Genomic DNA, 26,336 nt, shown 5'->3' with positions numbered 1-26,336 from the left:
TGATTACTGACCACTAATTATGTCAGGAATCTATATTCATATCCCTTTTTGCAAGCAGGCGTGTCATTACTGCGATTTCCATTTTTCGACTTCGATGAAGAAGAAAGAAGAAATGGTTTTGGCTATTGCCAAAGAAATTCAAATGCGTAAAAGTGAGTTTGAGAATGAAGATGTCGAAACCATTTATTTTGGTGGAGGTACGCCAAGTGTTTTAACTTCTGAAGAAATTAATTTTTTGATTGCTGCAGTTTATAGCAATTATTCTGTGATTGAAAATCCCGAAATCACACTGGAAGCCAATCCTGATGATTTGTCAAGCGAACGAATAATTGAATTGTCTAAAAGTAAAATCAACCGATTAAGCATTGGGATTCAGTCTTTCTTTGAAGAAGATTTACAATTGATGAACCGCGCTCATAATTCGGCGGAAGCCAAAAAATGTTTGGAAGAAGCTACCAAATATTTTGACAATATTTCCCTCGATTTGATTTATGGAATTCCGAGAATGAGTAACGAAAAATGGAAACAAAACATTGAAACAGCATTGTCCTTTGGGATTCCGCATATTTCGAGTTATGCGTTAACTGTGGAACCAAAAACCGCTTTGAATAAACTGATACAAACCGGAAAAATTGCGGCTCCTAAGGATGAAGTTGCCCAAGAGCATTTTGCTATTTTGGTAGAAACGCTTGAAGCAAATGGATTTATCCATTATGAATTGTCGAATTTTGGGAAGGAAAATTATTTTTCCAAGAACAATTCAGCGTATTGGTTGGGGAAAAAATACATTGGAATTGGTCCTTCGGCACATAGTTATGATGGCGTTTCAAGAAGTTGGAATGTATCGAATAATTCTCTTTATTTAAAATCTATTAAAGAAGACAAATTGCCCAATGAAATAGAAATTCTTTCGACAGCTGACCGATATAACGAATATGTTATGACGGGTTTGCGAACGATTTGGGGCGTTTCTTTGGATAGAATAAAAACGGAATTTGGGGATGAATATTTGGACTATCTAAATAAACAAGTACAGAAGTTTCTTAATGATGATTTAGTTTTTATCGAAAACAATATCTTGAAATCAACACCGAAAGGAAAGTTTTTGACAGATGGAATTGCATCAGATTTATTTTATTTAAATTTGGAATAATTATTTAACCGCAAGGTTCGCAAAGGTTTACGCAAAGTTCACAAAGATTTATTAGTATGACTGAAAATGAATTATCAAGAATTGTATTTGATTGTGCTTTGAGAGTCCATAAGGGACTTGGACCGGGATTATTAGAGAGCGCCTATGAAGAATGTCTATATTATGAACTAAAGAAATTGGGTTTGAATGTTGTAAAACAAAAATCCTTGCCTTTGGTATATGAAGAAGTAAAATTAGAGATTGGTTACCGAATTGACATTATTGTTGAGGATAAATTGATTTTAGAAATAAAATCGGTGGATGCTTTAAATGATATTCATTTTGCTCAATTATTAACGTATCTGAAATTGACTGATTGTAAGCTAGGTTTACTTATAAATTTTAATGTTGTTTTGATAAAAGATGGAATAAAACGAATTGTAAATAATCTTTAATCATGACTTTGTGAGCCTTACGCAAATCTTTGCGTCATTTGTAGTAAAAAAAATATGAAAGTAAAAATCAACAATTTCGTCGTCTATTTGTCAAAAGGCGTGGAAATTAATCTTTAAATTTGACTTTGCGAGCCTTGCGTAAACCTTTGCGACCTTTGCGGTAAAAAAACTATGAAAGCAAAAATCAACAATTTCGAAGTTAACCTATCAAAACCCATTGATATTTCGATTCCGTTGACAAATACAGACGAGAATCCAATTGCTTGGTATATTGACAAACCAGTAATTGAACCCGTTGTTTTTGGGGATTGGATAGGTAAAGTTTCTGAGGGAAAATCTTCTACTAATTTTAATAATATTTTCTTCAATCCACACGGACATGGAACGCACACCGAATGTCTGGGGCATATTACACGAGAGTTTTACAGCATTAATCAGTCGTTGAAACAGTTTTTCTTTTTGGCAGAATTGATTTCGGTTGTGCCGGAAATACAAGGAGAAGATTTGGTAATAACAAAAAATCAGATTGAAAACGGTTTGAGCGGAAAAACTCCTGAAGCCATAATTATTAGAACGCTTCCGAATTTTAAAATAAAAAAATCTTTAAAATATTCCAATACGAACCCGCCTTTTCTGGAGGAAGATGCTGCGCGTTTCATTCGCGAAAGCGGTATTAAACATTTATTGATTGATTTGCCAAGTGTCGATAAAGAAAAAGATGATGGAAAATTATTGGCACACAAAGCGTTTTGGAATGTAAAAGATGTTAACAATCTGAATACTGATGCACGATTGGATTGTACGATTACGGAAATGATTTTTGTTTCTGACAAAGTGAAAGACGGCAATTATTTGCTGAATTTACAAATCGCATCTTTTGAGAATGATGCGAGTCCCAGTAAACCGGTTTTGTATGCTATTTTAAATGATGAAAAAATAATTTCATAAATGAACTTAGAAACATATTACGAATATTGCTTGTCTAAAAAAGGAGTGACGGAACATTTTCCTTTTGATGAAGATACATTGGTATTTAAAGTGGGGGGTAAAATGTTTGCATTATCGTCTTTAAGTCAATGGGAAAAAGGACAGCCGTCAGTCAATTTAAAATGTGATCCGGAGCACGCCCAGGAATTACGCGCTGAATACGATGACATTCAGCCGGGTTTTCATATGAGTAAAACCCATTGGAATACAATTGCGATAAATGCGTCAGTTCAAGATGTGCTTGTCAAGGAGTTGATTGATCATTCCTATGAATTGGTTTTCAAAAGTTTAACAAAGAAATTGCAAAGTGAAATTCAAGAATTAGAAAATTAGGCATTACTTTTGCGAAAGAATTCAGAATAAAAATTACAAACACATACTGAAATAAATTCAGCATATCATATGAAAGAACAATTTAAGAAGTTTTTAAACGAAGAACAAGACCCAAAAGCTATTGAAAAAATCGCTTCAAAATTGAGTGATTTATTGATGAAAAATGAAGAAATCGGATATATTGCTGTTCAAAAAAAACCAGCGATTACCGTTTTGCCGGATAGTATTGTGATGACCAATAAAAGAATTATCATTTGTCAGCCCAAAAATCTGGGACTTTCAATGAATTTTATTGATTACACATGGGATGAGATTGAAGGCACTTTTGTGAAAGAAAATATCTTGGGTTCAGAGTTTTCTTTTACAACCAGAACAAATATGGAAGTTTCGATTGATTATATTCCTAAAATCCAAGCTAGAAAGATTTTTACGTATGCCAAAGAACAATTGGATATACTGAAAGTTGGTTCTGTATTAAACGCAACCATGATGGATGAAGTTCTGGCTGCTCCAATGGAAGAAGTGGAAATTATCGAAGAAATGGAAACGGAAGAGGTGACTAGTTTTGCTGAAATAATGCCGATTTCACAACCAAATTTCTCTGCTGAAAATCAGGAATTCGAAGCCGTTTCAACAAGTCCAAAAGACAAATCTTTAAATGATTTATCACAAGACGAACTTTTTGAAAAACTACAGAATTATAAAAAATTATTGGATAACGGATTGATTTTACAAGGCGAATATGATGCTTTCAAAAAAGAAATTTTAAGTTATATGTAGTTTAGAAAAGAATCAAAGAATGAATAATAAAAAACCCGACAACTCTTAAGTGTCGGGTTTTGTTGTTTTTATTATAAAGTTCTTTTCTGCTTTTCTACAAAATTATTGGATTGTAATTCTAATAAATCAGTAGCATTTTTTCGTTGCAAATCATATAATTTCTTATCATCAGCAATATCTCCGTAGACTTTATCGTGCATCGTTGCACTTGTTTTTACTAACAACGTGCGTTGGTATTTGTCTTGTTCGATTGTTGCTTTTAACGCTGTTTCTAAATCTTCTAATTTATAATCGTATTCACCTTTTGGAGAAAGTAATTTGGCAATAATTGGAGAAGTTTCAATGGCTAAAAACAAGAGCATAATAAAAAACGAAGGAAGCCAAGGTAATTTATCCAAGGCGTTGATTCGTGCCATTAAACCGTCAAATCCATCAATAATAGGCTGTGTTTCGGTAACTTTCTTGTCTAAATCGGTTTGCAGCGTTTTAGTGTTTTTCTCCATTTCAGCAATTTTAGCCAAGTTGGTTTTTTGTAAGGTGTCCAATTCTTTTTTGGCCAAATCATGTTTGGCAATTTTTTCTTTAAAAACCGGCCCTTTACCTAATTTTTTGGTTCCTGCAGTTCCTTCGGCCTCTGTGATATACGTTTCATAAAGTGTATTGACTTCTTTTTCTTTCTTGGTAATTTCCGATTTCAAACCTGCTATTTCAGCTTTGTTTTTGTCTAAATCGGACTTGAAATAATTCGCCACTTCCTTTTTGTTATTCAAAGCCATGGCATTTTTCTCTTTTAATAAAACGGTATTAATTTCCTTTTCGAAAATTTTAATTTCCAATGGTTTTGAAATCACTATTGCAATGATTATCGCTAAAATAATTCGAGGAGTTGCCTGCAGAAATTCACTTCCAAACTGGTCTCTTTTTCGAATAGTGGAAACAATAAAACGATCCAGATTGAAAATAAGTAAACTCCAAACGATACCAAAAGCGATTGCGGGATATATACTGTCAAAAACGGTAAATAGTGCGTAAGAACTGGCAAGAAAAGCCATGACGGCGGTGAAGAAAACAGTGGCGCCAATACCGACGTATTTGGTTTGTTCGCCTTCGGAACAGCCTTCAAGAAGGTCTTTGTCAGCTCCGGAACAAAGGATGAAAAATTGTTTTAACATGATTGATTTTTTTGATTGATTGATGATTACAAATTTAACGCCAAAAAATGAATATTGGTATAAATAGTTGATATGTTTTTAATTACCGATTTTATATATATAAATAGAGCCGCTCTTTACGAACGGCTCTATTGGTTTTGAATTAATATTAACTTAAGCTAATGGTGCTCCTGCCATAATTTCGGCGTTGGCAAATTCTTCAAATTTGGCGAAGTTAGCTTTGAATTTTTGAGCTAATTCCACCGCTTTTTTATCATATAGTTCAGGGTCTTCCCAGGTATTTCTTGGATTTAATATTTCACTAGGAACATTTGGACAGGTTTGCGGTTTTGCAATTCCAAATACTTTGTGATTTTCGTAAGCCACATCGTCTAATTCTCCGTTTAATGCAGCGGTAATCATAGCACGTGTGTATTTTAATTTCATTCTGCTTCCTATTCCGTAAGGACCGCCTGTCCAACCCGTATTGATTAACCAAACTTTTACATTGGCATCTTTCATTTTTTTACTCAACATTTCAGCATATTTTGTTGGGTGCAAAGGCATAAATGGTGCGCCAAAACAAGCCGAAAAATTAGGCTGAGGTTCTGTAATTCCAGCTTCTGTTCCTGCAACTTTTGCCGTGTAACCAGAAATAAAGTGGTATGCAGCCTGCCCCGGAGTAAGTTTAGAGATTGGAGGCAATATTCCAAATGAATCGGCAGTTAAGAAAAATATATTCTTTGGATTTTTCCCAATAGAACCTGGCTGAATGTTATCAATATGATAAATAGGATAGCTTACTCTGGTGTTTTGTGTGATTGAAATATCTTCAAAATCAACTTCATTAGTGTCTTTATTTAGGACTACATTTTCTAGGATTGCTCCTTTTTTTATAGCTCTAAAAATATCTGGTTCGTTTTCTTCAGAAAGGTTTATGACTTTTGCATAACAACCACCTTCAAAGTTGAAAACTGTATTTTCATTAGTCCAGCCATGCTCATCATCACCAATTAATTTTCTGTTTGGATCCGCAGATAAAGTTGTTTTTCCAGTTCCTGATAATCCAAAGAAAATAGCAGTATCTCCGTCTTTTCCAACATTGGCACTACAGTGCATTGGTAATGTGTTTTTGAAAACTGGTAAAATGAAATTCAATGCAGAGAAAATCCCTTTTTTCATTTCACCTGTGTAACCGGTTCCGCCTATCAAAACTACTTTTCGAGTAAAGTCAAGAATTGCAAAATTGCTCTGACGCGTTCCGTCTATAGCAGGATCTGCCATAAAGCTAGGCACGCAAAGTAAAGTCCATTCTGGGTCGAAGTTTGATAATTCGTCCATTTCTGGTCTCAAAAACATATTGTAACAAAATAAATTTGCCCAAGGAGTTTCTGTGATTACGCGAATATTTAATCTGTAATTTGGATCAGAACATACGTATGAATCTCTTACATAAACCTCTTTGTTGGACAAATAGGAGGTTACTTTGTTATAAAGTGCTTCAAAAGCATCTGATTCAAAAGGGATATTTACTTTTCCCCACCAAACTTGATTTTCACTGATGCTGTCTTTTACTATATATCGGTCTTGAGGAGAACGGCCAGTATATTCGCCTGTATTTACTGCTAATGCACCGGTTGAGCTTTCAATTCCTTGACCTAATTTTATTGTTATGTCGTGTAATTCTTCAGGGGATAACTGGTAATGAATTTTTGCATTTTCAATTCCTAATTCTTTTAACGAAATCGATTGCGAGAAAAGCGTGTTATTGTCCATAAATTTATTGTTGTGTAGTTTCTTTTTTATAGACTGCAAAAGTAGAAATTATATTTTAGATAGCCTTTGATTCTTCTAATTTTGTGATTTTTTATTCATAATATTCATTAATAAAACGCCCCAGCCCAGTATTAATAGGAGTCCGCCAATGGGAGTAACGAATCCTATAATTTTAAAATCAAAAGAAGTAAGGTGGTTTGTCGCTAATAGATAAATAGACCCAGAGAATAAAATTACACCAAAAAGAACTAAAAAATAGATTACTTTTTTTGTTTTTTGAGGGATACCTTTCATTAGTCCAAAAAACAATAAAAATAGCGCATGGTACATTTGGTAGCGTACTCCGGTTTCAAAAGTAGATAATTGTTCAATAGACAGTACTTTTTTTAGGGCATGTGCGCCAAAAGCACCAAGAATTATAGCAATCATTCCTAAAATAGCTCCTGTTGAAATTATCCTTTTGTCCATGTTAGTGTTGTTTTTATTGCAAAAGTATCTCATATCTCTTTAAATTAAAAACGTTTTATAAGATACTTTTTTAGTTGTTGATTGATAATAAATCAGGTTTTACAACTCACATGATTTTTTTTGCAACACTATTTGTTATAAATACAACAATTTTGTATGTTTGTGTTATAATTATAAAAAATGAAAACAATTTTAATCATCGGGGCAGGAAGATCAGCTTCATCTTTGATACATTATCTTTTAAGTAAATCAGAAAAAGAGAACTTGCATCTTATAATTGGTGATTTGTCATTGGCATTAGCTGAAAAAAAGACAAATAATCATCCCAATGCAACGGCGATTGCCTTAGATATTTTTGATGAAAATCAAAGAAAAGAAGCGATTCAGAAAGCCAATATTGTTATTTCAATGTTGCCGGCTCATTTGCATATTGAGGTAGCTAAGGATTGTATTGTTTACAAAAAGCATTTGGTTACCGCTTCCTACGTAAGTGATGCTATGCAGGAATTAGATGCTGCAGCCAAAGAAAATAATCTGATTTTCATGAATGAAATTGGACTTGATCCTGGAATTGACCACATGAGTGCAATGAAAGTGATTGATGAGATTAAAGAAAAAGGCGGAGAAATGCTTCTTTTTGAATCTTTTTGTGGAGGTCTTGTAGCTCCAGAATCCGATACGAATCTTTGGAATTACAAATTTACCTGGGCACCACGTAATGTAGTTCTTGCCGGTCAAGGTGGCGCTGCCAAATTTATTCAGGAAGGTACTTATAAATACATTCCGTATTGTAATTTATTCCGTAGAACTGAGTTTCTGGATGTTGAAGGTTATGGTCGGTTTGAAGCGTATTCGAATCGGGATTCCTTGAAATATCGAAGTGTGTATGGTTTAGATAATGTGCTTACTTTATATAGAGGAACGATTCGCAGAGTTGGTTTCTCTAAAGCTTGGAATATGTTTGTTCAGTTAGGAATGACGGATGATAGTTACATCATGGAAGATTCTGAAAACATGAGTTATAGAGAATTTGTAAATTCTTTTTTACCATATCATCCAACAGATTCTGTAGAAATTAAAACGCGTTTGATTCTAAAAATTGACCAAGATGACATCATGTGGGATAAATTGTTAGAATTAGATTTGTTCAATCGGGATAAAAAAGTAGGATTGAAGAATGCTACTCCGGCTCAAATTTTAGAGAAAATACTCAGTGATAGTTGGACACTTCAACCTAAAGATAAAGATATGATTGTCATGTATCATAAATTTGGATACGAAATACATGGCAAGAAAGAACAAATAGATTCAAAAATGGTTTGTATTGGCGACGATCAAACGTATACGGCTATGGCAAAAACAGTGGGTTTACCTGTTGCCATGGCGACTTTATTAATATTGAATGGTAAAATCACGACTCCGGGAGTTCAATTGCCTATTCGTAAAGAAGTCTATGTGCCTATTTTGAAAGAATTAGAGGAATATGGTGTTGTTTTCAAAGAACAATCCATGTCGTATTTAGGATATAATCCTGATAAAGAGTTTAGTTAGTAGTTTTTTTTAGATTTTTAGTTTGATAAATCCGCTCCTTTTGAAGCGGATTTGTTTTTTTACTATTATACTTTTGATTGTAAAGTTATTGGTAAGCTATACATTACTCTGACAGGGACACCGTTCATTTTTCCGGGAATCCAGTTCGGGCATAATTTTAAAACACGTATGGCTTCTTCACCGGTTCCAAAACCAATATCTCGTATGTTTTTTATATCGCTTAAACTGCCGTCTTTTTCTATTATAAAGGTGATGTATACTTTTCCTTTTAAATTAGGTTGTTCTGGAGTTTTAAAATTATTGCCGACAAATTGATAGAATTTCATCATTCCCCCTGGGAAATCTGGTTTTTCCGTTATTCCAGCAGTATTGTATACTTCATTTTCCCCTTTTTGGACAAACTGATTTTCAGAATCGTACGCATCAATTTCAATTACTTCTGGAGCTCCTTTACTTAAAATCCCCAGAAGTTCCTCGTTTGTAGGCAATTCTTTTTGCTTGGATAGGATAGAAGGTATAGCTCTCTTTTCTACAGGAGTTAGTTCATTGTATTTTTTTTCGCTGGCAACCTTTCCTTTTTCATCTTTGATTTTAAAAGTAGTTTTGTCGTAATACGTTTTAATTAAATTTCCGGGTTTCGCAGGAGTAGTTTCTTTTTTTACATTGGTTTCTTGTGCAACGACTTTCGTACACAATAAAAACAATAAGGCAGTTACTACAGGAATTAGCATTGCTTTTTTTAATAAAGCTTCTGTTTTTGATGTGGTTTTTGTCATCATGAGCAATCGTTTTTTTGTTATTAAATAATTCAAATTACTGGCCAAGTAAAAAGTTTGGTTCTCGTTTGCTTTCGATAGTAATAAAGATTGGTAGAACGGAACGTTGTTATAGGAGGTCACGACTTTCTCATCGGCAAGAAATTCGTGATTGAGTTGTATGGCTTTTTTGTAAAAAATAAAAATGGGGTTGAACCAAAAAACGGTTTTCAATAGTTCGATGAATAAAATATCCAAAGTGTGTTTTTGGGTTACATGAGTGAGTTCGTGCGTGTACAATTCAGCTTCAATTTGACGGTTGTTGTATTCCGTCTCGTTGATGAAAATCGTATTCAAGAAAGTATGTGGCAACGTTTTTTCGGGAACTAAAATCAATTTGGCATTTTTATACTCAATAGGAGTATTCGACTTCATTTTAGACGAAATCTTATTGATATTGCTGATAAAACGTATCGCCAAAATAAGTGTTACTAAACCATACAAACTCCATAATCCTATTGCCAGATAGTTAGTTTCCTCCAGTATTACAGCGTTTCCTTGCAGTATCTGGATATTTCCCGGATTGACTGTTGGTTGTGTTATTTCCTGAATCACTTCAATAGTTATAAATGGAATCACCATCGAAAAAACAAGACTGAACAACAAGTAAAACCTATTGAAAACGTGCATTTTTTCTTTTTCCAAAAACAAATAATACACCGCCAGTTGCACGAATAAAGTAATTGTCGATTTGATTAGAAAGTCGCTCATTTTTTCTTTTTTTGAATTTCACTGTCTATTATTTTCTTGAGATCTTCCAGTTCCGTTTGCGATAAATTCGTTTCGGTGGTAAAGAAAGAAGCAAATTGCGATGCCGAATTGTTGAAGAAATTACTAATCAATCCGTTGACGTGTTTCGAGAAATAATCGGTTTTCTTGACCAAAGGATAATATTCCCGAGAGTTCCCAAATTCATTGTAGGATACAAATTGCTTGTCAATCATTCTTTTCAATAAAGTAGCAATGGTTGTGGTTGCGGGTTTTGGTTTTGGATAGGCTTCAAGCAAGTCTTTCATGAAGGCTTTCTCGAGTTTCCAAAGGTGCTCCATTACTTGTTCTTCGGCGTTTGTTAGTTGTTGCATGTTTATTTAATTTCTATTTCGGAAAGTGATTCCCCGTTATTGTATTTCTTTATTGTTATTAGTTTTCCATCTTCATTAAAGAAGTTCCAGTCACCAAAATAAAACCAATGCGCGTACTTATCGCTCGTTTCCATTTTTGTCTTTCCTTTGGACTGTATTTTTCCATTTTTATGATAAAAAGTAGTGTTGCAGATGTTGTCTTTGTATTTTTCTCTTTTAATGATTTTACCATTTAAGTAATAGCTCCATTTTTTTATGGGATCACCTTTTCGATATTTTCCAACCGATTTATAATGGGAACTGTCTTGTGTGTATTGTTCAATCCAAAGTCCTTCTCTAAGTTTATTTTTCATTTGATTGGTTTTGCAACCAAATAATAATAATACCAAGCCTATTACAATTACAGTTTGTCGCATAAAATGATTTTGTTCTACAGAAATAGAGTTTGCTCTACAAATGTAGAATATAAAATGAAATAAACAAATTTTAAATAAAAATATTTTGATATTCAGGGATTTGCGTTAAGGATGGGAGTGGAAATCCTTTTTATTTTTTTTCTTTAAAAAATAAAAAGATTGAGAACGGACAGCCTGACCCGCCTTTTTTGGCGGGAAACGCCCAAAAAAAATCCGCCCTGTGTAGAGCGGATATAGTATTTAATTAAAGGAATTTATTTTGACAACTCCACGAAATATTTGTAAAACAACGGAATGGTTTCAATTCCTTTTAGGTAATTGAAGATTCCGAAATGTTCGTTTGGCGAGTGAATGGCATCGCTGTCCAGACCAAATCCCATTAGAATAGTCTTGCTTTTGAGTTCTTTTTCGAATAACGCTACGATAGGAATACTTCCTCCTGAACGCACCGGAATTGCGGGAACGCCAAAGGTTTCGGTGTATGCCATATTTGCGGCTTTATAGCCAATGCTGTCTATCGGGGTTACATAACCTTGTCCGCCATGATGTGGTTTTACTTTTACGGTAACGCCAGCAGGAGCAAGGCTTGTGAAGTGTTTTGTGAAAAGTTCGGTGATTTCCTCCCAATCTTGATTTGGAACCAAACGCATCGAGATTTTAGCGAAAGCTTTGCTGGCAATCACTGTTTTAGCACCTTCTCCTGTGTAACCACCCCAAATTCCGTTGACATCTAGCGTAGGGCGAATGGAATTTCTTTCGTTAGTTACATAACCGCTTTCGCCATAAACGTCATTTAAGTCTAAAGCTTTTTTATAGTTTTCTAAATTGAAAGGCGCTTTGGCCATTTCTGCTCTTTCTTCAAGTGATAATTCTGCTACATTATCATAGAAACCAGGAATGGTAATGTGGTTGTTTTCATCATGAAGTGACGCAATCATTTTAGCCAAAACATTGATTGGATTGGCAACAGCACCACCATAAAGACCAGAATGCAAATCACGGTTTGGTCCCGTAACTTCTACTTCTACATAACTTAACCCACGTAATCCGGTTGTGATTGAGGGTTGCTGATTTGAAATCATTCCGGTATCCGAAATTAAAATCACATCGTTTTTTAGTTTTTCCTGATTGCGTTCCACAAACCAACTCAAACTTTTAGAGCCAATTTCTTCCTCGCCTTCAATCATGAATTTCACATTACAAGGCAAAGTGTTTGACTGAACCATATATTCCAATGCTTTTACGTGCATGTACATTTGGCCTTTGTCATCACATGATCCACGGGCAAAAATGGCACCTTCAGGATGAATTTCGGTTTTCTTGATTACGGGTTCAAAGGGTGGAGAAGTCCATAATTCCATTGGGTCTGGTGGTTGAACATCATAATGGCCGTATACTAAAACGGTTGGTAATGATTTGTCTATGATTTTCTCTCCATAAACGATTGGATAACCTGGAGTATCACAAATTTCAACAAAATCACAACCTGCTTTTTCTAAACTTGCTTTTACGGCATCTGCTGTTTCAAAAACATCATGCGAATAAGCAGTGTCGGCACTTACGGATGGAATTTTTAATAATTCGACTAACTCGTTGATAAAGCGATCTTTGTGTTCTTGAACGTATGCTTTAATATTTTCCATTATTTGAATTTTGTTTATATTTCAAAAGTACAAAAAAGAGTATGAATATTTTTTGTCAAATTTACTTTGAAAATTGGAAGTTATGTTTATCTTTGCACCCACAATTACGCGGATATGGTGAAATTGGTAGACATGCCAGACTTAGGATCTGGTGCCGCAAGGCGTGTAGGTTCGAGTCCTATTATCCGCACAAAAAAAAGCTTCTCAATCGAGAAGCTTTTTTTGTATGTATTAGAAATTAGATATGAATTTTACCATTTCAATGATACTCTTTTCCTCTTTCAAAGAAAAATTATTCTTTTTTAGATACGTTGCAATCTCTTCTTTTTTCGATGGGAAAAGATCTTGAAGTTCTTTCTTGTTTTTTGGCATCATAACAGCCGTCTCATTTTTTAGACTCAAATAATACTCGTCATTTGTTTTAACATATCTTGCGGATGTGGCAGGAGAATATGAGTTGATAGCTTCTTTTCCTTTTTGAATGGCAATTTTATCTCTTCTGTATAAAGCAACATCATTCTTATTAAATAATTCTACTAAATATCCATTTACTTCTCCGTCTTTAGTTTTATAATTTAAAAGCTTGATCTTATCCGTGAATGGAATAATAGTTATGATATTAAAAGGCTCCTTTTTCATTAATGAAAAAACTTCCTTTTTTTCATTTTGAACTTCTATCATATCCGTCATCGCATTATAACGGACCATAATCTGTTGAGGAATCCCAGAAACCTCAGCTAACCTAAATTCGTCAACTAAGTATTCAGACCCTTCTATTTTTGTCATTTCTTTTTTATTCAAAACATCGTTTCTAAATAAAGCCCCTGAAGAGGTAGGATCCATGGTGTCCATAAGTCGTTGTGCATTAATGCTTAATACGGTAAAAAACAGCAATGATGTGTTTAGCAATAGTTTTTTCATGATTTGTTAGTTTTTATTGTTTAGCTTCATTTATCCACGTATTTACTTTCATCTCTAATAATGCTAAAGGCATCACTCCAGATTCCAATACTTTCTCGTGAAATTTTTTAATATCAAATTTTGTACCCATTTTAGCTTCGGCTTTTTTACGAAGCTCTATAATTTTTAACTGCCCTATTTTATAAGACAATGCTTGTCCCGGAATTGCCATATAACGCTCTATTTCCGGAATAATGCTGGCTTCACTTTCAGCCTCATTTTCTAATGAATATTTTATAGCTTGTTCTCTGGTCCAACCTTTAGAGTGTAATCCAGTATCCACTACTAATCGGATTGCTCGGTGCATTTCATTGCCTAACATTCCAAAATATTGATACGGATCTTGATACAATCCAAGTTCTTTACCTAAGCTTTCGGTGTACAAAGCCCAACCTTCGCCGTATGCGCCAAACCAATTGAATTTTCTAAAATCAGGAAGATTGGCATTTTCTTGTTGCAACGAAATTTGAAAGTGATGTCCAGGAATTGCTTCGTGTAAAAACAAGTCTTCGTCTCCATAAAGATTATAATTAGCTACGTCAGGTATTGGAACATAAAAGATACCGGGACGGGAACCATCAGCTGTTCCTTGCATATATTCGGCACTTGCGGTTTTTTCTCTAAAGGCTTCCGTTCTTCTGATTTCAAATTTTGTTTTAGGTTGTAATGCGAATAATTTGTCTACATTCGGTTTGATTCGGGTATAGATACTTTGAAAATTAGCAATCACTTCTTCAGGACTTTTAAAAGGTTTTAATTCCTTTTTGTTTCTAACTTCCTCAAAGAATGCTAATAAAGTGCCCTTGAAGCCTACTTGAGCTTTTACTTTTTCCATTTCGGCATTCAACCGAGCTACTTCTTTTAATCCCAATTCATGAATTTCCTCCGGAGTCATTTCGGTTGTAGTCCATTGTTTTACATATGTAGCATACAAATCCTTTCCGAAAGGGAAACTTCCTATTCCGCTGGTTGCTCTTGATGCAGGGAGGTATTCATTGGTCAGGAAATCAGCCATTTTTTTATATTGTGGAATCAATTTATCATTGATAGTAGCCGTATATTTTGTGGTTAAGTCTTTTTTTATTGCATCAGAAAAAGTAGCGGGCATCAATTTTATCGACGAGTAAAATAAATTATCTTCGATTTTTGGCGTGGCCATTTCAGCAAATTGTGGAATTAATTTTGTTGTTAATGATTTTGGCAACACAATTCCTTTTGCCATTCCTTTTTTCATATACACCATAGCCGAATCTATCCAAATGGAATATTTGTCCATCCTTTTTAGGAAATTAGTATAGTCTTTTTCGGTTTTAAAAGGTTGCGCGCTGGTTCCTCCCGCAAACTGCCCCATCGTTAGGTGTGTCCCCCAAAATTGATGTACAGGAAGTAGGTTAGTAGGTTGTTTCAATAAATCTTTGCCAATCTCAACTTCCCATTTTATGATTTCATAACTGTTTTTTTCTTCTTCAGATAGGCTTTCTTTATCGATAGCTTTTAAGGCAGTTTGATATTTGTCAAAAAAAGCTTCTTGCGACTTTCTATAGCTGTCCGTCATTTCAAATTGCAGCTGATCGTTATACTCGTTTTGACCATTTTGCGTTGCATCCAATGGACTCATCGCATTTTTATCGTCAAAATAATTTTCTGTCAGACTACCAAAGTCTTCTTTTTTGTCTTCAGGTTTACAGTTGACCAGCAATATAGAGGTTGTCAATGTGATAAAAAGTGCGCTTATTTTTCTCATAATGGATGATAGTTAAATAATTGTAGCTAATTTATTCAAAAAAATTAATTATTTCCCAAATATGTTTCTATTTGTAATGCTTTAACATGGACTTTTTCTGTTTTTAGTTCTTATTCGCAAAAAAAATCCCATCCGCTTTAAAACGAATGGGATCTTAGGTTTCTATTTTTCTATATCTTTAAAAAAAAACAGATTTTAAAAAAATATGTTTTTATCCGTGATACACTCGGGAAGCAATTATTTTATCTTCTCTGATATCTAATACTTCCGCCACCAGTAAATCCTCTTCACCGGTAACCGTTCTTATGTATTCCATGAAAACGCGATCTCCATTTGCAGTTAGCGATTTTACCTTGTAATTCAAGCTGGGCAAACGCTCAAAAGCATCTTTCCACCATTCTCGTAATGCTTCTTTGCCGGTAACAAAACCGTCGCTTTCCGGTTTGTACATTTTAAGTTTTGGACTAAAATGTACAGCATCTTCATCGTATAAAGACAATAATTTTTCTAATTCTTTATTGTTGAAAGTTTCAAACCATTTAAAAGCAATTGATTGTAGTTTTTCTGGTGTCATACTAATTTAGGGTTGAATTTTTAATTAAAAAAATCCCATTCCGTGTAAACGGAAGGGATTTCATTTTTATAATTTCAAAGAAATATTAAACGTTCTTCAAATTGATAATTTCTTGTTCAGTAAGCAATCTCCAGTTTCCTCTTGGCAAATTCTTTTTGGTCAAACCTGCAAAAGAAACTCTGTCAATACGCAATACATCATAACTAAAGTGTTCAAAAATAGAACGAACCACTTTTACGTTAGCGGATCTTAATTGCAAACCAATTTCACTTTTAGCTTCTCCGTCAATGTAACTTACATCTTCCACAAAAACGCGGTGTCCGTCAAGAGTCAAACCTTTGTTTATTTTTTCTAAATCCTCAAATTTCAAGTTTTTGTCTAATGAAACTTGGTAAATTTTAGATGATTTTTGGCTTGGTAACGTAAATTTACGAATCATGTCCGTGTCATTCGTGAACAATAACAAACCAGTTGTATTTTTGTCCATTCTTCCCACGGCACCAATTTTTGCAGTCGTAGAACCTTTTACCAGTTCCAATACATTACGATATTCCTGACCTTCGTCCATGGCAGTCGTAAAGTTTTTTGGTTTGTTTAGTAAGATATATACTTTTTTCTCCGGTGTCAAAGTAGCACCATCAAAATTCACAACATCTCCAGGTTTTACCATGTATCCCATTTCGGTAACAGGAATCCCGTTTACTTTTACAGTCCCGGATTGAATGTAAATATCAGCATCACGACGCGAGCACGCACCAGAATTAGCAATGTATTTATTCAAACGAATTTCGTCTTTTACTTTCGGTCTCTTTGGTGCTTGATTTGGTTTTTTCTCTACTTTATCAGTAGCGATATCGGCAACTTTAGTATTTACTTTAACTTTTTTCGGCCCTTGAGCGCGCTTCTGCATGGCAGGTTTTGGCTTATTCGAACTTGGTCTTGAGCTAGTTGTTCTTGGACCACTTTTCTTATTATTGCCTTCCTTGTTATTCATAATATTCCAATAATTTGTGCAAAGATACTATTTATATACTTGACAATCAATAACAGCCAATTATAAAAACGCTAACTATCTAGTTTATAAGCTAATTAATACGTTTTAGTTTCGTTTTTTGGAGCTATTCCCGCTATTCATTACAATCTTTTATTTTTTGGCAGTAAAAAATAAAAGGATTTCTCCCGAAGCTTCGGGACTATCGGGGCTAACCAAATGGAGGTATTTGGGAATTCTTGAGAAAATGGTTTTCAACCTTTATAATCCCGAAGAAGAAAATGTTTAAACCGTCATCAACAATTTTTTCCCGTGCCATAAAACACTCGGATTTATCAATACAATACAAAAAACACCCGCAACAATAAGGAATTTCAAAGTGTTGTGAAGCAATAAAAATTGTGCTTTTGTGCTTGATTTCCACAAGTAAACCAAGAAAAAAATTAGTACAATCAGACAAGAATAAAAATAAACATCCATGTAACCCACATCGTAAATTTCGATTAAAACATAAACGGGAACAATAGTCAGAATTGTCAAAACAGTAATGATTTTTTTCGATATTTCTTCGCCGTAAACAATAGGAATCGTTTTGTAATCATTGGCTAAATCACCTTTTAGGTTTTCTAAATCCTTAATCATTTCTCGAATCAACAGTAGCAAAAACAAAAAAGTGGCATGCGAAAAAATAACGCCAAGCTGTCTTTTATAGTTTTCAATCTCTTCATATGGAATCCGAGTATAAAAATACAGCAGTATGGCAAAAAAAGGTAAAACAGCCAGCAAAGCAGCTGTCAAGTTTCCTATTATTGGGTATTTTTTTATTTTGTGAGAATAAAACCAGATGAAAAATATGTATCCTGAAAAGAATAAAAATACGCGCCAAGAAACAAACAAAGCCATTAAAGCCACTATAAAATTGAGTGTAAAATAGACGTTTAGTTTTGTTTTTTGACTCACTAATCGATCCAGCATCGACTTATTGGGACGATTGATTAAATCTTTTCGACTGTCATAAAAATTATTGATGATATATCCGGAAGCAATTGTTAGCGAAGAAGCAAAAACCAATATAAATAAATTGAAATCGAGTAGAATATCCAACGCTCTTTTTTCGGGAGCCAAAATAAATATAGACGAAAGGTATTGTGCCAAAATTATTACCGGAATGTTATAGCCTCTAACGACAGAAAACAAACTGACAATTTTCATCACTAAAAGCTTCTGTTGCCTGCTTAACATTTTTTATTAGTAGTTTTTTGTCAAGTTTTTACATCGGTATAGCAAACTTGCCTATTTATGCTCAAATTTAGGATTTTGTTTTTAAAATCAACTTGATTTCTTTACAAAAACTCATAAACGGGAATTCTTTTAAGAGGATATTGTGAAATACTACCTTTATTTCGGATAATTCTATAGAGCTAAATCTGATTTCATTTGATTCAAAATTAATTGCTTATTAAAGGGAAGAATCAGGATAAATCATTTTACCAAATTTTTTAATTGGTAAAGGTTTACTCAAAAGAGTTTTGACGTATGTATTGTTTTTTGCCCGCGTAATATCGTTAGGGTCTAATGTTGAGGAAAGCATGAAAATTTGAGTTTCCTTTTTCAATTCTTCAGAGAGCATTTCGTATTTTAAAAGGAACTCGAATCCATCCATTTCGGGCATTTTAATGTCTAACAGAATTATCAGAGATTCTTCAGCACTGATTTTGTAATTAGTAAGCCATTGAATTCCTTCTTTACCATTATTGGCAGTGCTTATTTCAGTTATACCCAGTGTTTTTCTTAGTAATTGTTTCGTGACAATTTGATCAATTATATTGTCGTCAATTATCAAAACTTTATAATTGGCCCTCATGTTGTATGGGTATCGTTACTGTAAATTTACTTCCTATATTCATTTTTGAATCTACGGTTATGTTTCCATTAAGATTTTCAACAGCTTCTTTTACTAAGTAAAGACCTAAACCGGAACCTCTCTTGCTGTTATTGGTTACAAAAAACATTTCAAAAATTTTGACTTGGTATTCTTTGTTAATTCCAATGCCATTATCTTCAATTTCTATTTTGTAAAATTCCCCTTTGGTATACGTTTTAATAGCAATATAACGCTTCTCTTTTTTCTCGTCAGAATATTTGATAGCATTTGATAGTAAGTTATTCAAGATAATCTTTAATCGCAAACCATCGCTTTGGACTTCATCAACGGATAAGTTTTTTTTGATGGCAATTTCATTCGTTCCCTTAATATAAAAATGTTGAGAAATAATTTCATCTATAATTTCATTTATACTAACAGAAGCTGTAGTTACTTTTTTTCGTTTATTTCTGGAATAATCAATTATATCTCTAATAAATTGGTCTTGCTTATCAAGACTTTGATGCATTAAGTCTAAATAATCTCTGATTTCATCCAAATCATCTTCTAATTTTACAATCTCTATTAATCCTTTCAAAGAAGAGATGGGCGACCTTAAATCATGAGAGGCACTGTATACAAACTTATCAAGTTCTTTATTGGCTATTATTAAATTCCTGTTTTTATCTTCTGTTTCTTGTTTTGAGCGTCTTAGCTTATTAATCATTACAGAATAATAAATACTGACACTTCCAATGATTATTAACGTAAAAAAAATATTGGTAAAAAGAAGGTAGGTTTTAATTAAGCGAGTGCCTTCTCCTAGTGCATCAGAGAAATTACGCTCATTTATAGTTAGTTTGTAGGTAATGCTATTTATCTGTTGGAAAATTTTTTCTTTTTCGTTTGGGCTTAAAGTATTGGTACTTATTTTTTTATGGGCCTCATTTCCAATCAATGCCAATTGGTCAATTAATTGATCTCCTTTTTCCCATTCATTAATCGCTTTTGCTAAAAAAGGAACGGAGTGAAAATGTTGAAATAACCAAACTAAATCATCAAGATCTCTTTCGTCATTTCGGCCAGCTCTAAATCCATCTTTGATTATTTCAATATCGCTATTGTTAACTAAGCCAATTCGCGCAGTTTTATCTCCTATAGGAACACTTAATTCGTCGTTAAATAATTTCCATTGACTATTGTCATTAGTAAATAAATACGTGATGAGGTGGCGTGTTGCATCTTTTTGTCCTTTGGAATAATGAGATTCTCCATTTACATACGCTCTGGATGCCGACAAGATTTTAATGGTTAGGTAGTTGATGATAGTCAACGAGGAGCAGGATATAATTACTATAATCAGAGGAATGAAAATATTGCTTCGCTTAAAATTTTCAAGAATTTTATTTTCAGTCATATAGTTTTTTTTGTAGGTAGTGGGGCAAAAAAAATCAGATGTTTAAAGATAAGATGTTTTTTATTGAAAATGTAAGATTTGGTTTAAATTTATTTGTATTGAATAATTTAATTTTTGTTTTTTAAGGTTTTGCCAAAAAAACATATTTTTTTTCAATAAACGAATTACCACAAAAGCATAAAAAAACACGATTTTACAAGGTTCTTTGACCCAGTAAATTCGTGTTTTTCTAATTTGAAATTGGTTGTTTTCCACAAAATTGTGCTATCAGCATAAATTTGTGGGAGTATGAAATTTTTTAAAACTGATATACTACTTCAAGTTTGTAATCTTTCAAAGAAGCTTTGGCTTTTTCTAAATCCTCAGTGAAACCTAAGATGTAACCGCCACCGCCTGAACCGCATAATTTTAAATAATAATCATTGCTGTCAATTCCCTGCTGCCAAATTCCGTGAAATTGTTCCGGAATCATTGGCTTGAAGTTATTCAAAACTACTTTTGATAATTTCTTAGTATTCATGAACAATGATTTCATGTCTCCGCCAAGGAAATTTTCCACACAAGCATCCGTATATTTCACAAATTGATTTTTCAACATCGCACGGAAACCTTTGTCCTTCAGACTTTCCATGAAAATATTTACCATCGGAGCAGTTTCGCCCACAATTCCTGAATCTAATAAAAATACTGCACCTTTTCCGTCAAAACTTTGTGTTGGAATTCCGGTTGCTTCAATATTGTCTTTAGAATTAATCAGAATCGGGATACTCAAATAACTGTTTAAAGGATCTAAACCAGAACTTTTTCCGTGGAAAAAACTCTCCATTTGAGAAAATATATTTTTTAATTGCAATAATTTTTCACGGGTCAAATTTTCCAGAACCGTGATTTTATTTTGTGCATATTTATCATAAATCGCTGCTACAAGTGCACCGCTGCTGCCTACGCCATATCCTTGTGGGATACTGGAATCAAAATACATTCCGGTTTCCACATCGTTTTTTAATGTAGTCAGGTCAAAAGTAACTAAGTCAGATTGTTCTTTTTGTAGAGTTTCTAAATACTTTACAAAACGTCTTAAGTGACCATTTGATTTGATGGCTTCTTCAGTTGGATTTTCATCTCTCTTAAGTGCACCATTGTAAAAATTATATGGGATTGAAAGCCCTTTTGAGTCACGAATAATTCCGTATTCTCCAAAGAGTAATATTTTTGAATAAAATAAAGGTCCTTTCATATTGGGTTGTAAATTAACAATTTAAGCTTGATAATTATATGTTGTAACAAATAGTTTTTATAAATCAACTTGATCTCCGCGATTAGCCTCTAGAATTTCAAGATCAATTTCTTCTTGTTGTTCAGGAGATAGTTCTTTCCAGACATCTTTTTTTTGTGCTTTGAAAATGTTTTTTATAGCCTCGATTATCGTTTTGTCATCAGTTTCTAATAACATTTTTATCAATTCTAATTTCTCTGATTGAATATCCATGATTTCAGCTCTTTAAAAAATAAAGATAGGAAAAAAACAGATTAAATCAACGAAGCTCCATTTCCAATTTCGTCACAAATGTACTGACCATTTTGACAATAGCCAACTAATTCGTTCTTAATAAATTGTAAAACTGTTTCGGCCACATTTTCAGGATATAAAACATGCACATTTGCACCAGCATCCAGCGTGAAACAAACTGGAATTTTAGTCTCATTTCTAAATCTCCAAATCGCATTTATAATCTCCAAAGTGTTTGGTTTCATTAATATAAAATAAGGCATCGAGGTCATCATCATAGCATGTAAAGTCAAGGCTTCGCTTTCTACAATTTTGATAAATTCCTCTAAATTCCCACTTTCAAAAATGGTAATCAGTTGGTCTAAATTTTCATGTGCTTGTGCAAATCGCCTTTCGGCAAAAGGATGGTTGTGCATTAAATCATGCCCAATGGTACTTGAAACCTGCTTTTCACCTTTGTCAACCAGTAAAATAGTATCTTGAAAATTCTTAAAATTTGCATGAATCGCATTAGGAAATTCTACCCCAAATAAATCAGAACTTCCGGAGATATTTGCATGATTTCCCCAAACCACCACTTGGCCTTTTACACTTCTGCAAGCACTTCCGGAACCTAAACGTGCTAATAAAGACGCTTTTTGATAGAAATATTCCTCAGTCATTTCAGGATGTAACGCTTTTTCTAAACTCATCAAGTTCATCGCTAAAGCGGCCATTCCAGATGCTGACGAAGCAATTCCGGAACTATGCGGAAAGGTATTCTCTGTGTCAATCGTAAAATGGAAGTCTTTTAAAAACGGTAAATAGATTTCTATTCGCTCCAGGAATTTTTGAATTTTTGGCTTGAAATCTTCTTTTGGTTTCCCTTCAAAAAGTAAATCGAAGGAAAATGTACCGTCGTTTTCTTTTTTGTCGAAAGCCAATTTCGTTATCGTTTTACAATTATTCAAGGTAAAACTCACCGAAGGATTGGCTGGAATTTGATTGTCCTTTTTTCCCCAATATTTTACAAGAGCAATGTTACTGGGCGCGCTCCATTGAAAATTTCCGCTTTCAATCGAATGTGTATATTTTGATGGAATAAAATCGTTTGCTGAAATCATGAATGTATAAATTTACGCAAAGATACTTTTTTTGGGTTATTTGTTTATTCGTTTAGTTGGTTAATCGTTACAAAGATTTAAGTAAATTTGGACAATAAAAATAATCATATAAGTCCATCAAGGATTTTTTAACCATTAAGGAATTAAGCTTCATTAAGTATTGGGCTTAATTTTTCTTAATTCCTTAATGGTTAGAAATATAAAGTTTACGAGATAATCAGTACACTTATTGTTTCTTAAATAGCTCATATGTTTCAAGAAAATAGTACATTTTAAAAAATATAAAAATGAATAAGATCACCCGAATATTAGCTGTTGTTGTTACGTGTCTTGCGATTGGATATTTCTCTGGAATTGTAACTCGATCTGCCATTACAACGTGGTATCCAACTTTAGTAAAACCAAGTTTTAATCCGCCTAATTGGGTTTTTGCACCAGTTTGGAGTATGTTGTATGTGATGATGGGCGTTGCCGCAGGATTAGTTTGGGATAGAATTGAATCAGAAAAAGAAGTTGTAAAAAAAGCGTTGGTTTTCTTTGCAATACAATTGGCACTAAATGCTTTGTGGTCGTATTTGTTCTTTGGTTTACACAATCCAATGTTAGCCGGATTAGAAATTATTGTATTGTGGTTGATGATTTTTGAAACGTACGTTCAATTTGCCAAAATCAATAAAATTGCAGGCTATTTATTACTTCCGTATTTGGCTTGGGTAAGTTTTGCCGCCGTTTTAAATGGAAGTATTTGGTGGTTGAATAGATAAGATCTCGTATTTCAGAAACTTACTTTTGTCTGGGTTGCAATGATATTTTAAAAGTTTATTTGCTTTTGAAATGTAATATTTTGAGACTCATAAATTCCTGAAGCGAAAGTACATTTTGTTGTTCAGCAATTATTTTTGACTTTGGGTCTTTGTTGCAGAAATCTAGAAATTTTCCAATTTCCTCGGGTTGAAGTTGTAATGTGTCGGTATAAAATTCTGGTTCGATTTGGGTTTTTGCAGCCTCTACAAAAGGCAGAACAGGACCTTTTACCTCTGTATCAGTATTCTTTTTCTGGAACAACTTAGCTATCATTCCGCCAATTCTCATTAAATTCATGCCGTTTTCAATGGTACCAGTATAAATGCCAGGATTTTTTAATGATTTTGCATTTTTTTCAAGAGCGTATTGATCTAGTTTGGCTTGTTCCCATTTAGCATCTTTACCAAGTTTTATGGACGGCATGCTTTGAACAACCACTTCTTTAAGCTCTTCTACTTTAGAAGATAAAGTTACTTTAAGAGCACCTTGGTTTAATACTGCTACTGAAATTTTTATTTCTTTAATTTTATGATTTTTAGCAACAAAAACTAATACATCATTAATTTCAATGTTAATTGCAAACTTTCCATCAGTATCGGTCAAAATAACGGTTTTGGAGGTTGAATTGATTACTTCAACTTTGGTTGCAGCGGTTTTATCAAATAATACTTGTCCCTGAATGCGGTTGCTAATTTGTGCTAGACCACTATGGTGAAGAAATAAAATAAAAAAGGAGGCGAGTAGTTTTGTTTTCATAAGTTTCTGATAATACGATAGTAAAGTTATCAGAATCTTCTTAAATAAAACTTACTGAAGTTTTAAACTCTTGTTAATTAAATTTAAATTGCATTTGCCACAATAAATCCGCTCGTCCATGCATTCTGAAAATTGAATCCGCCTGTGATGGCATCAATATTCACGATTTCACCAGCAAAATAAAGGTTTTCATGCAATTTGCTTTCCATTGTTTTGAAGTTAATTTCTTTTAAATCAATTCCTCCGGCAGTTACAAATTCTTCCTTAAACGTGCTTTTTCCGTTGACCTGAAAAGTCCCGTTCGTCAATTGATTGGCTAGATTTTGCAATTGTATTTTAGATAAATCGGCCCATTTTGTCTCCACTTCAATTCCGGAAGCGAGCACTAAACTTTCCCATAATCGATTGGTTAATTCGAATGGGGATTTCTTGGAAACTGATTTTTTAGCGTGTTCCTGTTTTAATTCTTTTAGCTTTTTCTCGACATCGGAAGTGTCTTCATCATTCAACCAATTCACGAAAATAGTAAACTGATAATTTTTGTCATGCAAGATTCGGGCGCCCCAAGCCGAGAGTTTCAATATTGCGGGTCCGCTCATTCCCCAATGGGTAATTAACAACGGTCCTGTTGAAGTAAGTTTGGTGTCTTTTACTTTTACGGTTACTTGTGCCGCAACTCCGGGCAATTCTTTTATTCTGGAATCTTTGATGTTGAATGTGAATAGGGAAGGAACGGGGCTGACAACTGCGTGACCAAAATTCTGTAACATTTCCCAGACTTTAGGATTGCTCCCTGTGGCTAAAATTAGCTTTTCGGCAAGATAATTTTCAGTTTGGGTTTCAATTTTCCAAAAATTTTCTCCCGAAACTTCGGGATTGAAAATAGATTGTACACTTTGTCCCGTAAGCACTGCAATTCCTAGTTTTTGTGTTGCTTTCAGGAAACAATCAATAATTGTTTGAGACGAATTCGAAACGGGAAACATGCGTCCGTCCGCTTCAATTTTGAGTTCTACGCCATGTTTCTCGAACCATTCAATCGTATCGCCAGAACAAAACTGATGAAAAGGACCGCGTAATTCTTTTTCGCCACGCGGATAAAACTTTACCAATTCATTCGGTTCAAAACAAGCGTGCGTTACGTTGCATCTTCCGCCACCGGAAATTCTAACTTTTTGCAATACTTCAGCTCCGCGTTCCAGAATTGCAACTTTTAATTTTGGATTTTTCTCCACAATATTAATCGCTGTAAAAAAACCTGCTGCGCCGCCGCCTACTATTATTATATCGAAATTCTGGTTCATATTCTATTTGGGAAATCAGTGATGATTCCGTTTACGTTGAATGTTTTTATTTTTTGAATGTCTTCTAATTTATTGATGGTCCATGGGAAAACCTGCAATCCTTTTTCCTGTATTTTTGCCGTGTTTTCTTTTGTCAATAAATGAAAATGCGGATGAATGGATTTTGCCTGAATGAATTTGGCGAAAGCCAAAGCCAAGTCTAAATCGGTTTCCGTTAAAACGCCAATTGGAATTTTATCATTTAAAAACGCCACTTGTTGCAGTGCATTCCAATCAAAACTGGAAATTAAAAACCGGTCGTATTTCCATCCTTTTTTAGTGACGTATTTTTCAATAAGCGAAACTACTTTATTGGTTGCCTCATAACTTTTGAGCTCAATATTGATAAAACAATCTTGGTTTACCAAATCAAAAACCTCCTTCAGAGTTGGGATTTGCTGCTCTCCATTTATTCTAAAGGCTTTCAATTCGCGCAAAGATAATGCATTTACAAAACCTTTTCCGTTGGTCGTTCGGTCAATAGATTCGTCATGAATAACCATTATTTCACCATCAGCACTCAAATGCACGTCGAGTTCAATGCCGTCCACTTGCATGTCTAATGCTTTTTGGAACGAAACAAAGGTGTTCTCTGGTTCATATCCTTTTGCGCCACGATGTCCAATTTTGAGCATTGTCTTTTTATTTTTTGGTAAAGGTAAACATAAAAAAAACGCCTTC

28 protein-coding genes and 1 tRNA gene are annotated in these 26,336 nt (G+C 33.9%); 9 read left to right on the top strand and 20 right to left on the bottom strand.

Annotation, left to right across the window (positions count from 1 at the left end):
• Window positions 1-19 precede the first annotated feature (19 nt).
• From hemW to Q1W72_RS07255, 5 genes are all read left to right on the top strand, one after another.
• Window positions 20-1,153 carry a radical SAM family heme chaperone HemW gene (gene hemW / locus Q1W72_RS07275; protein ID WP_099713709.1) on the top strand — a complete coding sequence of 378 codons (1,134 nt, stop codon included), beginning with the start codon at window positions 20-22 and terminating at the stop codon, window positions 1,151-1,153.
• 56 nt (window positions 1,154-1,209) lie between these two features.
• Window positions 1,210-1,587 (top strand): GxxExxY protein, encoded by a 378-nt coding sequence (locus Q1W72_RS07270; RefSeq protein ID WP_099713708.1) that lies wholly within the window; start codon window positions 1,210-1,212, stop codon window positions 1,585-1,587.
• 171 nt (window positions 1,588-1,758) lie between these two features.
• Window positions 1,759-2,535, top strand: a complete 777-nt coding sequence (locus Q1W72_RS07265; protein ID WP_099713707.1) for a cyclase family protein — start codon at window positions 1,759-1,761, stop codon at window positions 2,533-2,535.
• Complete coding sequence (locus tag Q1W72_RS07260) at window positions 2,536-2,907, top strand: MmcQ/YjbR family DNA-binding protein (protein ID WP_099713706.1); 372 nt, start codon at window positions 2,536-2,538, stop codon at window positions 2,905-2,907.
• Window positions 2,908-2,976: 69 nt separating this feature from the next.
• The gene (locus Q1W72_RS07255; RefSeq protein ID WP_099713705.1) at window positions 2,977-3,687 is read left to right on the top strand and encodes a PH domain-containing protein; all 711 of its coding nucleotides are present in this window, start codon (window positions 2,977-2,979) and stop codon (window positions 3,685-3,687) included.
• Window positions 3,688-3,758: 71 nt separating this feature from the next.
• Here Q1W72_RS07255 and Q1W72_RS07250 read toward each other — a convergent pair whose 3' ends face one another.
• The 3 genes from Q1W72_RS07250 to Q1W72_RS07240 all read right to left on the bottom strand — a co-directional run bounded on the left by Q1W72_RS07250 (window position 3,759) and on the right by Q1W72_RS07240 (window position 7,082).
• Window positions 3,759-4,859: a DUF4407 domain-containing protein gene (locus Q1W72_RS07250; protein ID WP_099713704.1), complete on the bottom strand. Its 1,101-nt coding sequence runs from the start codon at window positions 4,857-4,859 to the stop codon at window positions 3,759-3,761.
• A 153-nt stretch (window positions 4,860-5,012) separates the two neighbouring features.
• On the bottom strand, window positions 5,013-6,614 hold the full coding sequence (pckA, locus tag Q1W72_RS07245) for a phosphoenolpyruvate carboxykinase (ATP) (RefSeq protein WP_302137772.1): 1,602 nt from the start codon (window positions 6,612-6,614) through the stop codon (window positions 5,013-5,015).
• A gap of 75 nt (window positions 6,615-6,689) precedes the next feature.
• Window positions 6,690-7,082 (bottom strand): DUF423 domain-containing protein, encoded by a 393-nt coding sequence (locus tag Q1W72_RS07240; RefSeq protein WP_302137771.1) that lies wholly within the window; start codon window positions 7,080-7,082, stop codon window positions 6,690-6,692.
• A 180-nt stretch (window positions 7,083-7,262) separates the two neighbouring features.
• Here Q1W72_RS07240 and Q1W72_RS07235 point away from each other — a divergent pair, with 180 nt between their 5' ends.
• Window positions 7,263-8,633, top strand: coding sequence for a saccharopine dehydrogenase family protein (locus Q1W72_RS07235; RefSeq protein ID WP_302137770.1), 1,371 nt, complete (start codon window positions 7,263-7,265; stop codon window positions 8,631-8,633).
• Between the two features lie 65 nt (window positions 8,634-8,698).
• Here the strand turns inward: Q1W72_RS07235 and Q1W72_RS07230 are convergent, their stop codons facing one another.
• The 4 genes from Q1W72_RS07230 to Q1W72_RS07215 form a co-directional block, all read right to left on the bottom strand.
• Window positions 8,699-10,159, bottom strand: a complete 1,461-nt coding sequence (locus Q1W72_RS07230; protein ID WP_302137769.1) for a M56 family metallopeptidase — start codon at window positions 10,157-10,159, stop codon at window positions 8,699-8,701.
• Entirely contained in the window at window positions 10,156-10,530 is a 375-nt protein-coding gene (locus Q1W72_RS07225; RefSeq protein ID WP_302137768.1) for a BlaI/MecI/CopY family transcriptional regulator, read from the bottom strand. Before Q1W72_RS07225 ends, Q1W72_RS07230 begins: the two co-directional genes overlap by 4 nt.
• 2 nt (window positions 10,531-10,532) lie before the next feature.
• Entirely contained in the window at window positions 10,533-10,883 is a 351-nt protein-coding gene (locus Q1W72_RS07220; protein ID WP_240723433.1) for a hypothetical protein, read from the bottom strand.
• 317 nt (window positions 10,884-11,200) lie between these two features.
• Window positions 11,201-12,589 carry a dipeptidase gene (locus tag Q1W72_RS07215; RefSeq protein ID WP_302137767.1) on the bottom strand — a complete coding sequence of 463 codons (1,389 nt, stop codon included), beginning with the start codon at window positions 12,587-12,589 and terminating at the stop codon, window positions 11,201-11,203.
• Between the two features lie 108 nt (window positions 12,590-12,697).
• Between Q1W72_RS07215 and Q1W72_RS07210 the strand changes: the two genes are divergently transcribed.
• A tRNA-Leu gene (locus tag Q1W72_RS07210) sits at window positions 12,698-12,779 on the top strand.
• 41 nt (window positions 12,780-12,820) lie between these two features.
• On the opposite strand, the gene Q1W72_RS07205 is transcribed toward Q1W72_RS07210, so the two are convergent.
• The 4 genes from Q1W72_RS07205 to Q1W72_RS07190 all read right to left on the bottom strand — a co-directional run bounded on the left by Q1W72_RS07205 (window position 12,821) and on the right by Q1W72_RS07190 (window position 16,861).
• Entirely contained in the window at window positions 12,821-13,510 is a 690-nt protein-coding gene (locus tag Q1W72_RS07205; protein WP_143394870.1) for a hypothetical protein, read from the bottom strand.
• A gap of 13 nt (window positions 13,511-13,523) precedes the next feature.
• A complete protein-coding gene (locus Q1W72_RS07200; RefSeq protein ID WP_302137765.1) occupies window positions 13,524-15,293 on the bottom strand; it encodes a DUF885 family protein in 1,770 nt (589 codons plus the stop codon).
• A 211-nt stretch (window positions 15,294-15,504) separates the two neighbouring features.
• Window positions 15,505-15,867 carry a nuclear transport factor 2 family protein gene (locus Q1W72_RS07195; RefSeq protein ID WP_099713694.1) on the bottom strand — a complete coding sequence of 121 codons (363 nt, stop codon included), beginning with the start codon at window positions 15,865-15,867 and terminating at the stop codon, window positions 15,505-15,507.
• An 85-nt stretch (window positions 15,868-15,952) separates the two neighbouring features.
• Complete coding sequence (locus Q1W72_RS07190) at window positions 15,953-16,861, bottom strand: pseudouridine synthase (RefSeq protein WP_302137764.1); 909 nt, start codon at window positions 16,859-16,861, stop codon at window positions 15,953-15,955.
• Between the two features lie 157 nt (window positions 16,862-17,018).
• Between Q1W72_RS07190 and Q1W72_RS07185 the strand changes: the two genes are divergently transcribed.
• A complete protein-coding gene (locus tag Q1W72_RS07185; RefSeq protein WP_302137763.1) occupies window positions 17,019-17,147 on the top strand; it encodes a hypothetical protein in 129 nt (42 codons plus the stop codon).
• Here the strand turns inward: Q1W72_RS07185 and Q1W72_RS07180 are convergent.
• The 6 genes from Q1W72_RS07180 to Q1W72_RS07155 all read right to left on the bottom strand — a co-directional run bounded on the left by Q1W72_RS07180 (window position 17,144) and on the right by Q1W72_RS07155 (window position 22,752).
• Window positions 17,144-18,100: a geranylgeranylglycerol-phosphate geranylgeranyltransferase gene (locus Q1W72_RS07180; RefSeq protein WP_302137762.1), complete on the bottom strand. Its 957-nt coding sequence runs from the start codon at window positions 18,098-18,100 to the stop codon at window positions 17,144-17,146. The genes Q1W72_RS07185 and Q1W72_RS07180 overlap by 4 nt on opposite strands.
• 217 nt (window positions 18,101-18,317) lie before the next feature.
• Window positions 18,318-18,722 (bottom strand): response regulator transcription factor, encoded by a 405-nt coding sequence (locus tag Q1W72_RS07175; RefSeq protein WP_302137760.1) that lies wholly within the window; start codon window positions 18,720-18,722, stop codon window positions 18,318-18,320.
• Entirely contained in the window at window positions 18,706-20,139 is a 1,434-nt protein-coding gene (locus Q1W72_RS07170; protein WP_302137759.1) for an ATP-binding protein, read from the bottom strand. Before Q1W72_RS07170 ends, Q1W72_RS07175 begins: the two co-directional genes overlap by 17 nt.
• A gap of 298 nt (window positions 20,140-20,437) precedes the next feature.
• Window positions 20,438-21,376, bottom strand: a complete 939-nt coding sequence (locus Q1W72_RS07165) for a mevalonate kinase (protein WP_302137758.1) — start codon at window positions 21,374-21,376, stop codon at window positions 20,438-20,440.
• A gap of 57 nt (window positions 21,377-21,433) precedes the next feature.
• Window positions 21,434-21,628, bottom strand: coding sequence for a hypothetical protein (locus Q1W72_RS07160; RefSeq protein ID WP_099713687.1), 195 nt, complete (start codon window positions 21,626-21,628; stop codon window positions 21,434-21,436).
• A gap of 41 nt (window positions 21,629-21,669) precedes the next feature.
• Window positions 21,670-22,752, bottom strand: a complete 1,083-nt coding sequence (locus Q1W72_RS07155) for a diphosphomevalonate/mevalonate 3,5-bisphosphate decarboxylase family protein (protein ID WP_302137756.1) — start codon at window positions 22,750-22,752, stop codon at window positions 21,670-21,672.
• Between the two features lie 287 nt (window positions 22,753-23,039).
• Between Q1W72_RS07155 and Q1W72_RS07150 the strand changes: the two genes are divergently transcribed.
• Window positions 23,040-23,516 carry a TspO/MBR family protein gene (locus Q1W72_RS07150; protein WP_282713196.1) on the top strand — a complete coding sequence of 159 codons (477 nt, stop codon included), beginning with the start codon at window positions 23,040-23,042 and terminating at the stop codon, window positions 23,514-23,516.
• Window positions 23,517-23,571: 55 nt separating this feature from the next.
• On the opposite strand, the gene Q1W72_RS07145 is transcribed toward Q1W72_RS07150, so the two are convergent.
• The 3 genes from Q1W72_RS07145 to Q1W72_RS07135 all read right to left on the bottom strand — a co-directional run bounded on the left by Q1W72_RS07145 (window position 23,572) and on the right by Q1W72_RS07135 (window position 26,290).
• A complete protein-coding gene (locus Q1W72_RS07145) occupies window positions 23,572-24,312 on the bottom strand; it encodes a hypothetical protein (RefSeq protein WP_302137755.1) in 741 nt (246 codons plus the stop codon).
• Between the two features lie 83 nt (window positions 24,313-24,395).
• A complete protein-coding gene (locus Q1W72_RS07140) occupies window positions 24,396-25,616 on the bottom strand; it encodes an NAD(P)/FAD-dependent oxidoreductase (protein WP_302137754.1) in 1,221 nt (406 codons plus the stop codon).
• The gene (locus tag Q1W72_RS07135; RefSeq protein WP_302137752.1) at window positions 25,613-26,290 is read right to left on the bottom strand and encodes a glycerophosphodiester phosphodiesterase family protein; all 678 of its coding nucleotides are present in this window, start codon (window positions 26,288-26,290) and stop codon (window positions 25,613-25,615) included. Before Q1W72_RS07135 ends, Q1W72_RS07140 begins: the two co-directional genes overlap by 4 nt.
• Window positions 26,291-26,336 lie beyond the last annotated feature (46 nt).

The sequence above is a fragment of the Flavobacterium sp. ZE23DGlu08 genome (assembly GCF_030505335.1).
In the GTDB taxonomy this organism is placed as follows: Bacteria; Bacteroidota; Bacteroidia; order Flavobacteriales; family Flavobacteriaceae; genus Flavobacterium; species Flavobacterium algoritolerans.
This window is presented reverse-complemented; position numbering and strand designations above follow the sequence as displayed.

Bases quoted from the DNA above. Each gene is read 5' to 3' on its own strand.
- Q1W72_RS07225 (WP_302137768.1), bottom strand. From the start codon at position 10,530: ATGCAACAACTAACAAACGCCGAAGAACAAGTAATGGAGCACCTTTGG.
- Q1W72_RS07240 (WP_302137771.1), bottom strand. From the start codon at position 7,082: ATGGACAAAAGGATAATTTCAACAGGAGCTATTTTAGGAATGATTGCT.
- Q1W72_RS07260 (WP_099713706.1), top strand. From the start codon at position 2,536: ATGAACTTAGAAACATATTACGAATATTGCTTGTCTAAAAAAGGAGTG.
- hemW (WP_099713709.1), top strand. From the start codon at position 20: ATGTCAGGAATCTATATTCATATCCCTTTTTGCAAGCAGGCGTGTCAT.
- Q1W72_RS07175 (WP_302137760.1), bottom strand. From the start codon at position 18,722: ATGAGGGCCAATTATAAAGTTTTGATAATTGACGACAATATAATTGAT.
- Q1W72_RS07220 (WP_240723433.1), bottom strand. From the start codon at position 10,883: ATGAAAAATAAACTTAGAGAAGGACTTTGGATTGAACAATACACACAA.
- Q1W72_RS07235 (WP_302137770.1), top strand. From the start codon at position 7,263: ATGAAAACAATTTTAATCATCGGGGCAGGAAGATCAGCTTCATCTTTG.
- Q1W72_RS07195 (WP_099713694.1), bottom strand. From the start codon at position 15,867: ATGACACCAGAAAAACTACAATCAATTGCTTTTAAATGGTTTGAAACT.
- Q1W72_RS07165 (WP_302137758.1), bottom strand. From the start codon at position 21,376: ATGAAAGGACCTTTATTTTATTCAAAAATATTACTCTTTGGAGAATAC.
- Q1W72_RS07170 (WP_302137759.1), bottom strand. From the start codon at position 20,139: ATGACTGAAAATAAAATTCTTGAAAATTTTAAGCGAAGCAATATTTTC.
- Q1W72_RS07255 (WP_099713705.1), top strand. From the start codon at position 2,977: ATGAAAGAACAATTTAAGAAGTTTTTAAACGAAGAACAAGACCCAAAA.
- Q1W72_RS07160 (WP_099713687.1), bottom strand. From the start codon at position 21,628: ATGGATATTCAATCAGAGAAATTAGAATTGATAAAAATGTTATTAGAA.
- Q1W72_RS07250 (WP_099713704.1), bottom strand. From the start codon at position 4,859: ATGTTAAAACAATTTTTCATCCTTTGTTCCGGAGCTGACAAAGACCTT.
- Q1W72_RS07265 (WP_099713707.1), top strand. From the start codon at position 1,759: ATGAAAGCAAAAATCAACAATTTCGAAGTTAACCTATCAAAACCCATT.
- Q1W72_RS07150 (WP_282713196.1), top strand. From the start codon at position 23,040: ATGAATAAGATCACCCGAATATTAGCTGTTGTTGTTACGTGTCTTGCG.
- pckA (WP_302137772.1), bottom strand. From the start codon at position 6,614: ATGGACAATAACACGCTTTTCTCGCAATCGATTTCGTTAAAAGAATTA.
- Q1W72_RS07270 (WP_099713708.1), top strand. From the start codon at position 1,210: ATGACTGAAAATGAATTATCAAGAATTGTATTTGATTGTGCTTTGAGA.
- Q1W72_RS07230 (WP_302137769.1), bottom strand. From the start codon at position 10,159: ATGAGCGACTTTCTAATCAAATCGACAATTACTTTATTCGTGCAACTG.
- Q1W72_RS07180 (WP_302137762.1), bottom strand. From the start codon at position 18,100: ATGTTAAGCAGGCAACAGAAGCTTTTAGTGATGAAAATTGTCAGTTTG.
- Q1W72_RS07155 (WP_302137756.1), bottom strand. From the start codon at position 22,752: ATGATTTCAGCAAACGATTTTATTCCATCAAAATATACACATTCGATT.
- Q1W72_RS07145 (WP_302137755.1), bottom strand. From the start codon at position 24,312: ATGAAAACAAAACTACTCGCCTCCTTTTTTATTTTATTTCTTCACCAT.
- Q1W72_RS07140 (WP_302137754.1), bottom strand. From the start codon at position 25,616: ATGAACCAGAATTTCGATATAATAATAGTAGGCGGCGGCGCAGCAGGT.
- Q1W72_RS07135 (WP_302137752.1), bottom strand. From the start codon at position 26,290: ATGCTCAAAATTGGACATCGTGGCGCAAAAGGATATGAACCAGAGAAC.
- Q1W72_RS07190 (WP_302137764.1), bottom strand. From the start codon at position 16,861: ATGAATAACAAGGAAGGCAATAATAAGAAAAGTGGTCCAAGAACAACT.
- Q1W72_RS07215 (WP_302137767.1), bottom strand. From the start codon at position 12,589: ATGGAAAATATTAAAGCATACGTTCAAGAACACAAAGATCGCTTTATC.
- Q1W72_RS07205 (WP_143394870.1), bottom strand. From the start codon at position 13,510: ATGAAAAAACTATTGCTAAACACATCATTGCTGTTTTTTACCGTATTA.
- Q1W72_RS07200 (WP_302137765.1), bottom strand. From the start codon at position 15,293: ATGAGAAAAATAAGCGCACTTTTTATCACATTGACAACCTCTATATTG.